Source organism: Undibacterium sp. Ren11W, assembly GCF_049340485.1.
Lineage (GTDB): Bacteria > Pseudomonadota > Gammaproteobacteria > Burkholderiales > Burkholderiaceae_D > Undibacterium.
Genome location: NZ_JBMPPB010000003.1, coordinates 326,504 through 338,377, shown reverse-complemented (window position 1 = coordinate 338,377; position 11,874 = coordinate 326,504). Strand labels below are relative to the sequence as shown.

The 11,874-nt window shown below is 50.3% G+C and carries 14 protein-coding genes; 7 read left to right on the top strand and 7 right to left on the bottom strand.

The features are described from left to right. Positions 1-74 precede the first annotated feature (74 nt). The 3 genes from ACO0K8_RS10305 to ACO0K8_RS10295 form a co-directional block, all read right to left on the bottom strand. Positions 75-875, bottom strand: coding sequence for a hypothetical protein (locus ACO0K8_RS10305; RefSeq protein ID WP_422946557.1), 801 nt, complete (start codon positions 873-875; stop codon positions 75-77). Between the two features lies 1 nt (position 876). Further along, entirely contained in the window at positions 877-1,764 is an 888-nt protein-coding gene (locus ACO0K8_RS10300) for a hypothetical protein (protein WP_422946556.1), read from the bottom strand. Between the two features lie 68 nt (positions 1,765-1,832). Further along, positions 1,833-2,252: a hypothetical protein gene (locus ACO0K8_RS10295; protein WP_422946555.1), complete on the bottom strand. Its 420-nt coding sequence runs from the start codon at positions 2,250-2,252 to the stop codon at positions 1,833-1,835. A gap of 578 nt (positions 2,253-2,830) precedes the next feature. Here ACO0K8_RS10295 and ACO0K8_RS10290 point away from each other — a divergent pair. From ACO0K8_RS10290 to ACO0K8_RS10260, 7 genes are all read left to right on the top strand, one after another. Next, positions 2,831-3,244 carry a hypothetical protein gene (locus tag ACO0K8_RS10290; RefSeq protein ID WP_422946554.1) on the top strand — a complete coding sequence of 138 codons (414 nt, stop codon included), beginning with the start codon at positions 2,831-2,833 and terminating at the stop codon, positions 3,242-3,244. An 86-nt stretch (positions 3,245-3,330) separates the two neighbouring features. Continuing rightward, entirely contained in the window at positions 3,331-3,840 is a 510-nt protein-coding gene (locus tag ACO0K8_RS10285) for a hypothetical protein (RefSeq protein WP_422946553.1), read from the top strand. A gap of 127 nt (positions 3,841-3,967) precedes the next feature. Beyond that, positions 3,968-4,225, top strand: coding sequence for a hypothetical protein (locus tag ACO0K8_RS10280; RefSeq protein WP_422946552.1), 258 nt, complete (start codon positions 3,968-3,970; stop codon positions 4,223-4,225). 111 nt (positions 4,226-4,336) lie between these two features. After that, on the top strand, positions 4,337-4,636 hold the full coding sequence (locus ACO0K8_RS10275) for a hypothetical protein (RefSeq protein ID WP_422946551.1): 300 nt from the start codon (positions 4,337-4,339) through the stop codon (positions 4,634-4,636). Positions 4,637-4,782: 146 nt separating this feature from the next. Further along, entirely contained in the window at positions 4,783-5,202 is a 420-nt protein-coding gene (locus ACO0K8_RS10270; RefSeq protein WP_422946550.1) for a DUF4288 domain-containing protein, read from the top strand. A gap of 271 nt (positions 5,203-5,473) precedes the next feature. Next, on the top strand, positions 5,474-5,899 hold the full coding sequence (locus ACO0K8_RS10265) for a pentapeptide repeat-containing protein (RefSeq protein WP_422946549.1): 426 nt from the start codon (positions 5,474-5,476) through the stop codon (positions 5,897-5,899). A gap of 396 nt (positions 5,900-6,295) precedes the next feature. Beyond that, positions 6,296-6,952, top strand: coding sequence for a hypothetical protein (locus ACO0K8_RS10260; protein WP_422946548.1), 657 nt, complete (start codon positions 6,296-6,298; stop codon positions 6,950-6,952). A gap of 177 nt (positions 6,953-7,129) precedes the next feature. On the opposite strand, the gene ACO0K8_RS10255 is transcribed toward ACO0K8_RS10260, so the two are convergent. The 4 genes from ACO0K8_RS10255 to ACO0K8_RS10240 form a co-directional block, all read right to left on the bottom strand. After that, the gene (locus ACO0K8_RS10255) at positions 7,130-8,638 is read right to left on the bottom strand and encodes a peptide MFS transporter (RefSeq protein WP_422946547.1); all 1,509 of its coding nucleotides are present in this window, start codon (positions 8,636-8,638) and stop codon (positions 7,130-7,132) included. 491 nt (positions 8,639-9,129) lie between these two features. Next, entirely contained in the window at positions 9,130-9,864 is a 735-nt protein-coding gene (locus ACO0K8_RS10250) for a suppressor of fused domain protein (protein WP_422946546.1), read from the bottom strand. A 388-nt stretch (positions 9,865-10,252) separates the two neighbouring features. Further along, positions 10,253-10,696: an SRPBCC family protein gene (locus ACO0K8_RS10245; RefSeq protein ID WP_422946545.1), complete on the bottom strand. Its 444-nt coding sequence runs from the start codon at positions 10,694-10,696 to the stop codon at positions 10,253-10,255. A gap of 316 nt (positions 10,697-11,012) precedes the next feature. Continuing rightward, complete coding sequence (locus ACO0K8_RS10240) at positions 11,013-11,867, bottom strand: enoyl-CoA hydratase-related protein (protein WP_422946544.1); 855 nt, start codon at positions 11,865-11,867, stop codon at positions 11,013-11,015. Positions 11,868-11,874: the final 7 nt, after the last annotated feature.

The following is an 11,874-nucleotide window of genomic DNA, read 5'->3' as shown; positions in this document are numbered from 1 at the left end:
AGAAAATTATCCAGCTACTACATTTATCGGTGCAAAAATTTTTACCTGCTTACTGCTCGTGCTGCTGCTTTTTACTATTGAATCACGACACGGTCTTGCGCTAAAGGCAGGCCTATCATGAAGTCGACATGGATACCACGGCGTGTCGCATCGCCATCCTGATCCGCCACAATCTCGGTGCTGATCAATAAATATTCCGGCGTGCCGGCCACATCGCGGCTATATGGCATGAAGATGATTTGCTGCTTCAAGCCATGTTCGCCAGCCGCATCATCGATACGGGTTTCCGTGCCTTTAAACGGCGGCACAAATTCAGCCGCCGGGTTGCCAGCATCGCGCTGGTAAGTGAGGCTATCGGCATCGCCAAACACCGCGCCCAGATCGGCCTCATCCCAACCCAGCCCGGCTAGTTGTTCGCGCCACAGCGTATAGGTTTTATCGCCCAGACCATAGCCGGCGCTTCCCATGAAGGCCTCCTGATCTTCGGCGCTTTCCGGGATCATCCGGGTTAAGCGGGTGCAGTACATCAGTTCGCTAACCTTGCCTTCGCTATCCTGGTACAGCTGCAAAAACTTTTCCTGCGCCTGATCCGCAGCGCTGTCATCGTCACCGGTGGACAGGTAATAGCGATACAGCATGCCCTTCATATCCAGATCGACGCGGCTCACGGCCTTGATCAAATTGTCTGCCAATGCCGGTATCTGCATCAGCGAGCCACTGGTGTTGGCGTGAATAAACGGTGTCATTTGCATACTCAGTATGCCGCCTATGCGCGCGCCCAGAGGCAGGCTCTGGTCTTCGCGTTTTTCGCCTTCGGCGATACCGTGTCGTGCCGCTATCCCACGTACGTATTTGTAGGCATCGTTCCAAGCCATGTCAGACCTTTCCTAGTGAATAATTGGGGGATTTTTTCATACTCTTGCCGCGATTTAAAAAGCGATACAGGCCCCAGCCCAAGCCACCCAACACCGCAGTCCAAAATAAAATGCGCAGCATATGCATAAAACCGGATGGTTCATCTTGCTTGACGCTGGCCGGCAGTCGCGCTGCGCCCGCGGCCGCATTGACATCGGATTTATCATACGCAATCACGTCGCTACCATCGCTGCCGGCATTTGCATTGCGATTGTCGATCGGCTCCAGCCCGCCGTTGTGGCTAGTGTTGTTGCTCGGTGCCGGAGCCCGGCTATGCATGGATTGGCCTAACAAAAACCACATCCAGCCATTGCTAGAGCCGCCGCTATTGTTATTGATGATGATGGGCTGTTGCGCTATCGGAGGCGCAACCGGCGGTGAATACTGGCCGCCGTTAGCCGAACGTCCAAACTGCGTGTCGTTGCCGCGACCGCCGCTGCCCGCATTGTCGTAACCGCGATTGGCGTTGGCTGCGTTGCTGGCATTGGCGGCATTTCTGGCATCCATGGTTTTCAGCGCATTCGCGTTGGCCGAGTTGCGATCCAGATCCTTATTCAATGCCGAACCAGATTTTTGATCGCTGCCACTGCCAGAGCTAGCGCTGTCGCTACGTTTACCAAACGAACCAAACGAGGTATTTTTACTGCCACTGCTATCAGAGCTTGTGCTCGATGATTTACCCGCGCTACTGCCAGAGCTGCTGCGCTGCGACGAGAAGCCGCCCTTGAAAGAAGACGAGCTGCTAGATTTGCCCGAGCTGCTGCTCTTGGCCTCGGCCACGCTGGCAGCTGGCATCGCCAGCGCCAGGCTTAAGCTCAATAAGCTCAGGATAGTACGTAATTGCGTCATGGCGTTTCCAATGCGTTGGCAAGATTCATTGCGGTAGATCAGGCTGTTTTTGAGTCAGGACTAGCTGTTTAGTTCACACCGGCTTTGCCCTGGCTGCGCATAGAGCTTAAAAACAAGGCCAGACCGCCAAAAGCTAAAATCAAAATCACCAGCAATTCAAATAGCGACATATTGCGTAAATTAAAGTGCAGCGAGGCGATCACGCCAAACAACAAAGCCCCCAGCGAGCCTAGTGCTAACACCCAGCCGAGCAAACTCTTGACGTTGTAAAACACCATGGCGATGCCGAGTATGAAGGGAATCATGATCATGCCGCTGGTAATGCTGATGCTGCCACCGAAGGCTTGCACCCCGTACATGCCATAACCCATGCCAAAACTCGATTGCACCATGACTGCATTAAACAGCATATAAAAGCCGCCGCACATCATGAACAGGCCAATAAAAAATTTGCCTACGCCGCCTTCTGTTCCGCCTGCACCTTGCATTGTTTGCTCCCGATAAAAATATTATTCGATGTTTTATGCCAGCCTATGCTGCTAGCTGACCGAATTGTAGGCGAGATCATAGAAATCGCGTATGGTAATAGAAGCGAGAAATTACCATAGATAGGTAACTTATTGCCAACTTAATGGTAAGTACTTGTATCGATGGGATAAATTTTATAAAAATAGGGCGGGTGCAACCCGCAAGGCTAGAGCGGTAGGTGCGATTAGCAACGCGTAATCGCACGTATGTAGCTGCGCCGTAGCGGTTTTAGAAAACGACCTTGCCAACGCGCATATTCCATGCGCTTCTTCAAGCATGCTGGCCTGCGAGCCGCATTGGATATGCGTGCTGGCGCTGCCTGTATTTGGAATTTTATACGGCGGAATAGATGAAGCAAATTACGCCTTACAAAGTCGATTGTTAAATTACTAGCAATACCGCAAACGCATCGTTTACAATCCCCAGTGTGACCGCCACGGAGGCAGTTCATTCCTATAAGTGTGAAGCTGGCAGATTTTTTTTCGTTGCGGTGGGGCCGATACACGCTATTTGTTCGCAGTCAAGAGAGGCTCCATCAATGAGCAGTATTTTACGAATTTCCGGTGAGGCATTGGAGGTAGACGAGCTGCTATCGCAGTATCCGCTACCTGCCTATCGCATTTGGAAAAAAGGCGAACCTCGTATTATTAAAGGGAAATTCCATTGTGATTCTGGAGCCTGTTTTTTGGTCAGTGATGCTGATTTTGATGATTTTTCTCGACAGGTCGCAGATGCAATTGAATTTTTAAATATTCATGCATCATCGATCGCCCAAATGAGTTCGTTCTCGGGTGTACAAGATGCTGATCTTGATTTTGGTGTATCGATTTATCAAGGACACTATACCCAATTTTCTTATTTGCCTCCAAAGCTGATTCAGCTTGCCGCGAGTGCAGGTATAGGCTTAGAAGTTTCACATTACGGCTGCAGCAATGAGGATGAAGAAAGTTAACATGACATTCGAAAATGAGGCGCAAATCGACGTAACTCCAAAAAACACTGATCGGTGCGTGCGCCTTTCAATTCAATGTTGAGGCCATGAAAGCAATCGTTCTTGCGTCTATCGCCGCCATTTTTGTCCAGCCGCTGTGCTTCTTGGTGGTGTTTTTTGTTCCTACGCTTTTCAACGGTGCCGATATTCTGAGCATGGACGTACTCCGCATGTCTTTGTTTGCCTCCGTTATCGCCACTCCGTTTGTTATTCTGGTGGGTATTCCTTCTTTGCTTATCCTGCGCCGCTTAAATCGATTATCCAGCTTCATTTTCGCTGTAATTGGTTTTGTTGTTTCATCAGCCGCTGTCGCGCTATTGGGGTGGCCCGGCTTTACTTACAGCGGCTATTCCTCCGGTGGCAATTGGCACGGACGGTATGTCCATTTTGTAGTCGATGGCGTCACAACTACCTACGGCTGGCTCAACTACATTGAAGGTGTTTTAATGTTTGGATTGCACGGCTTGGTGGGTGCAATTGTGCTTCACTTTGTTTGGCGTTGCAGCATTGAGGGTAACAATTCATTCATGTTGTTACCGTTTCGCGGTGCGGCTTAATTTTGGCGCTATGCATCAAGCGATGGTTAGTAGCGTGCTATCCAATGAGATGGGATTTTCTTTTCGATACCGACACAATAGACTGCCGATCAACTCAGCGTCAAACATCAATAAGGAATAAGGGGTCATGATAAACAAGGAAGCCAATCCTGTTGAATGGGCGGGGTTAATGTACGAACTGGAAGACGCCCGCGAGCATTTAGCTGCGTTAATAGTCGATATTGAAAAAAATCCGGAATTCGACGAGACTGACTTAAGAATTCAGTTGGGACATGTTTTTTCTCATTTAAATCGTGTTTGGCATCGACGCGATCTGAATCGTGAGTTTTCTGAAAAAGAATGGACGCTCGCAAGCAAATTTCCAAATGACCTGGATCCAATATGAAGAGGCCTAACATAGCGTATTTAGGTATATCTATGCGCGCCAATTTTTCAAGGGCTCACTCTCCAGCTTCGACGCGTTGTGCGCATTACCGTGCCCAACGCGTTAACTAGCATGAGATACGTACTGCGTCCTGCCATCTGGTTGCTTGTCGTCGCGGCAGTTGCCGCAGGCATCTCCGCCGCTGCAGGGTGGCGCTTTTGGTGGGTCTTCGGCATCGTCGCTTTTATCATACTTGCCAATGGCTTGTTCGCCGCACTTGAAGATGACTTGCCTGGCGGTTTTAACAATCCAGACGGTAAATCCACGCCAAAATACGCGGTCATTGTGGGCTGGGTTGTTCGCGGGGGCGGTCTGTTAATTGGCGTCTTAATCGTCGCCATGCTTGGCCTACATTTCTACGGGGCGCGGTGAGTCGCATGCAAGCTAACCAATCTATCGAGCCGACTGGCGTCGGCAAAGCGGCGCTGCAAAAAGGTTCGGGAGTATTTTTTCGGAATGTTCCGCGACAAATGTCCGATTCGCCCGTCACGGTGAAGGGTATAAGGAGTTAGAAATCTATGAAGAATGGCATACCACATCGCAACCATACGCCTTACGGCTGGTGGATCGCCTCGTATATTGAACGTGCAGCTTGGGATGATGAGCCGAATCCTGCGCCGAATAGCCGCTGCCTCGCTTGGGAAAACACCATCATTTTGCAGGCACCAGATCGTGAGGCCGCTTATGAAAAAGCAGTTTCTTTGGCGACGCAGATTTCTTCTGAGTTTGAAGATGGGACTCGGCATGGTAGAAAGAGATCTTGGGTATTTGAAGGCCTTACAAGTTTGTTAGCGATTCACGATGAATTAAAGGATGGCGCGGAAATTCTTTGGATCGAACATAAAAATAGAACGGTTAAAAAAATACGTTCATTAGTCAAGAAAAAGGAAGAGCTTGAAGTATTTGACGACACGCCATCTGTCGGCGATGGCCTTTAACATATCATTCGAAAATGATACGCAAATAAACGTAACTCCAAAGAACACTGATCGGTGCGTGCGTCTTTCAATTCAACCTTAGCCACAACACATCAATGCCAATTAAGCGAGTAGGAAAATTTCTAGAAACCGAGGACTTAGGGTTTGTTCACTCATTGGGCATTGAGAGTGGGCAATTAGACGAATGTGTTTCTGAGATGGCGGCGATTCCCACAGCCCTGAATTGAGGTCTATTTATATTTATTGTTGTGACTGTTAGCCGGGAGTGAGCGTGGAATCGAATACCTATTTTCAAGGTTGTAATTTTAATGGCTGTGAATTGCGTGGTGCAATAATGCGGCATGCTTCTTTTGAAGCTACTGGCTTTGATGACGCCGATTTTTCTAAAGCAGATTTGTCGGGAGGCGACTTTTATTTAGTTCATTCATATTTTGGAAATTTTGAAGGTGCAATTTTACGTAACGCCAAATTTTCCGGGGGGAGTTTTAACGATACCAGTTTCGTCGGTGCGGACTTGACTGGTGCGTCATTCTTGGAAGATAACATGGGTGGGGCTGTGAATCTTTGTGATGTAGATTTCACCAACGCCAATTTGACAGGGGTTATATTTGGAGCCGCGTTTTACAACGACAATACAAAATTTCCAGAGGGATTTGTGTTTGATAAACCTGGTTTAACCAAGGGACCCAGACGGTGAACAAACGTAGGTACGATTAGCGTAACATTTGCCAGAACCCGGTAGTGCGGGTGAAACCCGCAACGCTAGAGCGGTAGGGGCGATTAGCTACGCGTAATCGCCCACTTATCTTTGCTCCCTAGAATATCTAAAACCGACCTCGGCCATCACGCATATTCCATGCGACTCGTAGGCCTATGTGCTTGAAGAAGCGCATAGAATATGCGCAGTGGCGCTGCAGATATTTGGAATTTCATACGGAGTATTAGATGAAGCCAAATAGGTCTCACTGATTTACCCAGGCTAGGCTTACTCGCAATACGGCAATGCATCGCTTACAATCTCCAGTGTGACCGCCGCGGAGGCGGTTTAGTCCAACAAGGTTTATCCGTCGCAAGTAGTCCGCGGATCTTATTTTTGCGTTCCGGTGCGGCGGATAAACGCTATTCGTTAACTGTCACAACAATTATGCGTAGCTTCGATTCATCATCCAATGCTGAAATAATGCTTGGCGTTAAGCTCAGGGGACAAGTTCACCTGGAAGTAAAGAGTGATATTGAGCACGCTTATACGTTAGCGAAATCCATTAAACATCCCTGGTACAGATGTCAAGCATTAGCACAAGTTGCTGATCACTCACCCCCTTCAACTACTCATTCTATTTTGGAAGAGTCTTTTAAAAGCGCTATGGAATGCCATGACGAAAATAGAAGGGTTTCAGTTGGATGTTTTCCGTTAGAGGCAGCTTTAAGACATAATTTCATGGATCTTGTGACTGTTTTTTTACAGGGGTGTATCTCTCAGATTAGTCATGAGATGGATCCAATAAGTAAATGGTGCTGCGTCGACGTGGTTCACATAATAAAAACAAACACTAGTCTTTTGGATGAATTCTATAAGACGTTTGTTAATGCAACATCGCAAGGTCATGGTTGGCGAGTCGAAAGGGACATAGAATATTTACTATCGGATCCCGATGTTAAGAAAAATCAGAAGTACATTGAATATTTATCAGCGCGAAAAAATAGTATTCATGAGTGGAAAAGAGATAATGCAAAAACAAAAAACAGTTAACATGACATTCGAAAATGGCGCGCAAATAAGTGTAATGTCAGATTCTGCTGATTTTCGTGCGCGCATTTCAATTCGGCGTCAATTGCGATTGGTATAGGGGAATCACACACCCGCCGCAGCATCTGAACATAAAAAAAGCGACCCGCAGGTCGCTTTTTTGTTTTCAAACGTATGCGCCTACTTCACGCCATGCATTAACTTCTGCACCAGTGGTGCGATCAATAGCAGTAATACGCCTGCGCCTAGCAGAGAATAAAAGCCCAGCGTGTAGCCGGCTAGTGCCGATTGTACTGACAGGCCAGAGTCGCCGCTAACGTGGCTGGCGAAGATGCCTGAGAGGTTGTTGCCGATGCCGGTAGAGAGAAACCAGCCGCCCATGCCTAGCCCGACCAGACGGCTTGGGGCCAGCTTGGTGACCATCGACAAGCCTATCGGCGACAGACAAAGTTCGCCTACCGATTGGATCACGTAGACCATGATCAGGGTCCAGAACGGGATCTTGTTGTTGGCGTCTACCAGCGACGAGAGGGCAAACATCAGCAGCGCAAACGCCATCGCGTTAAAGATCAGGCCGAGGCCGAATTTACGTGGTATCGATGGGTTGGCATTGCGCCGCCCCAGCATCACCCAGATGGTGGCGATCACCGGTGCCAGAGCGATCACGGCGATAGAATTGACGCTCTGAAACCATGCGGTAGGATAGATGAAGCCACCCAGATCACGGTTGACGATATGTTCGGCCAGGAAGGTAAACGAGCTACCGGCTTGCTCTAAAAATACCCAGAACAAGATATTGAAGGCGAAGATGATCAGCATCGCAATCGCCTTGTCGCGCGCCACTTTGCCGTCGCGTATCCCTTCCAGCAACAGCATTACCGACAAACCGACGAATAAAACGGTGAGCAGCATTTGTAATTTTTGGGCACCGACGGCGAGTAAAAAATACATCAGCGGTATCACGCACAGCGCGCCGAGCGCCACATACGCGACCCGCGCCAGGCTTTGCGCGCCAGCCGGTGGTGCGCCTATGCCTTTGAGCATCTTGCGTCCTAGCGCAAACCAGATCAGGCTGATCAACATGCCGATCCCGGCCGCGATGAAGACGATTTTGTAAGCAGGTGTGTCGCCGGTATTGAAGACTTTTTGCGCCAGTAATTGGGTCAGGATAGGGGCGAAGAAGGCACCGACATTAATGCCCATGTAAAAAATCGTGAAGCCGGAATCGCGCCGTGTGTCGTTCAGGCTATACAGCTTGCCGACCATGGTAGAGATATTCGGTTTGAACATGCCATTGCCGACGATGATGGTGGCCAGACCTAGCTTAAACACATCGGGATCGGGGAAGGAAATCGCGAACAAGCCGCAGGCCATGAACACCGCGCCGAGTAAAATCGAGCGTTGATAGCCGAGGTAGCGATCCGCGATATAGCCGCCAAAAAGAGCGCCGGCATACACCAGCGCCAGGTAAGATCCGTAAGTCAGATTGGCGACCGCCTGGCCGCTGGAATCGCCGCTGTAAAACTGGCTGACGATGTACAGCACCAGCGCCCAGCGTATTCCGTAGAAGGCAAAGCGCTCCCAGAATTCGGCCATGAATAACATCCACAGGGGCGCCGGATGCCCCAAAATTTGCTTAAATTCCGGTATTGCCACCTCGCGTTGCGGTGCGCTTGCAGTACTGCTCATGCCATACTCCTGTAGGTAGTCGATGAAGGGTTTTCATGAGAAAGCGGCAGTACACCCGCTGCGCATGGTATGCGCATGGATAAGAGAGATTCAGCCAGCGTTTCTATGGAGCGCATTTTAAGCTAGAAAAGCGGGCTCACTCTGGATGTGTGTGGCTATTTCTAAAAAAACCTGAACAAGGGCAAGCCAGAGACGTATATTCCATGCGGCTCGCAGACCAACATGCTTGAAGAAGCGCATGGGATATGCGTAGTGGCGGGGTGTGAATTGTTCTTTATTACCAGTTACTGTTCAGCCCGCTAGGAAAACTCCCTCGCCCGCTAGCGGGAGAGGGCAGGGGTGAGGGTGCTTGAGCAAGGTTTGCTTCCAAATAGCTGATGCGCTTAACACCATGAAAAATCAAACATTGCGCTCAATTTGGACCACCCTCATCCCAACCCTTCTCCCGCAGGCGGGAGAAGGGCTTTGTATAGCGGGATGAACAGCAACCATTACCATAGCCAAAATCGCTTGCTTGTTACATCAGGGCGGGCAATATCGACGATCTCACTGATACCCTTACGATCTAAGCGCTCCAATAGTTTGTTGCTGCCCGAGCGCAATTTGAAATCCATTTCGCTGGCATACAGCGGTAGTACCGCATAGAAGTTAATTGATTTTACGCCAGCAATGTCAAGCACCTGAAAGTCTGTGCAGGCCGGGGGTAATAGGATGGCGCCGCACAACTCAGTGTTCGGTGCATAAGCTTCTGCTGGATCGCCGTTTGGAACGGTGTGCGCAAATCCCAGCCACGTCGCATGTTTATGCGGCAGTCGCGCCAAACCCTTGAGTAGACGTATCGGCCAATACCAGGCTTCGTCTGCAAACGAGGCTTGATCGGTTTTCCAATTGGCGGGTAGCGTGATCAGCAACTCTGCAAATCTAGGGACATCAATACCTTCCGGGGTGCTCATGGGCAGGTCGCTCATACCTGAAGTAACTAGTCTGGTATAGGGGAAATCTAGCGTTGGTTTGACGACGTGAATATCGATGTGAACGGTGTCCGAGACAATCTCATGAAAGACGAAATCGACAGGGCCGAGGTGCTTTTCTATATGTGCCGCAATCTCTGCAATAAACTCTTCCCCAGCGGGCGCAGACCAGGGCGTAGCTTCACCGTGTTGATAAATAGGACTGCCGCTCATGGATAAAATTTCTGCAGATTTTTTGTTTGAAGTGAGGCTCATGGCTGGATTTATTTGATTGGGCGGGGTCGCCATATTTTAAATAATTTCGCGAAATAGCTAGCAACAGCCTAGCGTATTCCGACTCTGCGATTTAATTCTAGTCAGATACTGCGCATTTCCTGGCTAGGATACTGCGCTTTCTACATCAGACAGTGTCAATGAAAATCAAAATGCCACCTCTGCTAACACGCATATTCCATGCGGCTTAGCAGCCAGTGTGCCAGAAGAAGCGCATGGGATATGCGTAGTGGCGTGGTGTGCATTTCAGATCAAAGCTAGGGTGCGCCATGCGCACCACGGATGCAAAATCAGGCGCGGGTAATTTTCGGTGAATATCAGGTCACATGGTGCGCATGGCGCACCCTACGGCGTAGGCACGCTAGGCTGCTTATTGAACCTCGGCTTCTACCAGTTTGGCTAGCGACAGCAGTGAATCCTGCCAGCCCAGATAGCACATTTCTACCGGTATGACTTCCGGGATGCCTTCCTGCACGATGCTCAGATCGGTGCCGCAGGAAACCGCTTTCAGGGTGATGGTCACTTGTATTGTGCCAGGGAGATTGGGGTCGTCAAACTGGTCGGTGTAGCGTAGTAACTGGTTGGGAATCAGCTCCAGATATTCACCGCTAAAAGACTGGCTGTGCTGGGTCGCGAAGTTAATGAAGGACATCCTGAAGCTGCCGCCCACCTGAGCATCCATGTGATGCACGCTAGCCGTATAGCCATTCGGCGGTAACCACTTGCTCATCGCCTCGGCATTGAGGAAGGCGCGATACACGCGTTCTGGTGGTGCGCGTAGGACGCGGTGCAGATGTATCGTATTTCCAGCCATGATTTGTCTCCTTGTTTACGTAACTATGTTGATGGATAAGTGGGCACAGCTTTGCAACCAGCAAATCGCAAAGGCGCAAGCTTGCGGCCCAATTTTACTTGGGAGTGGCAATAGTGTGAATAAATTTGTGGGGGCTTGGGGGGAGGCGCGCCGGCTGGCGGCAAAAACTAAATAGTCGTTGACTCACACGCATATTCCACGCGGCTTACCAGCCAATATGGCTTGAAGAAGCGCATGGAATATGCGTAGTATGCGGATTGCATGGGCCCGATTTCGCTGTGCTTAATCGGGCCTGCGCGGATATTTTTTGGTCGCTTTACTTCAATTGATACGGTGCATCGGCGAACGAGCTGGTGGCAGGCAGGTCGGGGTAGTTGGTCGGGCGTCCCTGCTGTTTGGCCATGAAGGCTTCCATCAGGTTGGCGCTTTGCCAGATGCCCGATTGCAGCCAGCCCATTTGTTGCAGCGCGTCGTGGGTGGAATGGTCACGGGCGTAGTGGATCGCCTGTTTGCTGCCCCAGATGGCTACCGGTGGTTTTTGTGCGATTTCTGCCGCCATCAGCATGGCCGCTTCCAGCATTGCTTCCTGAGTTTCGAAGACTTCATTGACCAGACCCACGGCCAGTGCACGTGCGGCAGGCAGGCGGCGGCCGGTATAGGCCATTTCGTGGACTATGCCTTCCGGAATCAGCTTAGGTAAGCGTTGCAGCGTGCCCAGATCGGCGGTCATGCCGATATTGATTTCCTGTATGCAGAAGAAGGCATCTTTGCTGGCCAGACGGATATCGGTAGCACAGATCAGATCGACCCCGCCGCCTATGCAGCCACCGTGGATGGCGGCAATCACTGGCATGCGCAGTTGCTCGATCAGGTTAAACGATTGGTGCATGTCTTGCAGCACCAAGGAGATATTCGCACGGCCGATGGCGCTGGTATCGTCCAGTGTCATGCCGCCGCCGGCAAAGACGTCCAGCGCCATACCGGCGGTGAAATGCTTGCCGGTGGACGAGATCACCAGAGCGCGGGCACTGGCGTCGCGCTGCAAGCCTTGCAAGATGCTGACCAGTTCGCGGAAAAATACCGGTTGCATGGTGTTCATGCTGTCTGGGCGGTTCAATTGCAGGTGGGCGATCTTGTTGCTGATGTTGAACTCAAAACATTGGTAAGTCATGGCGGCT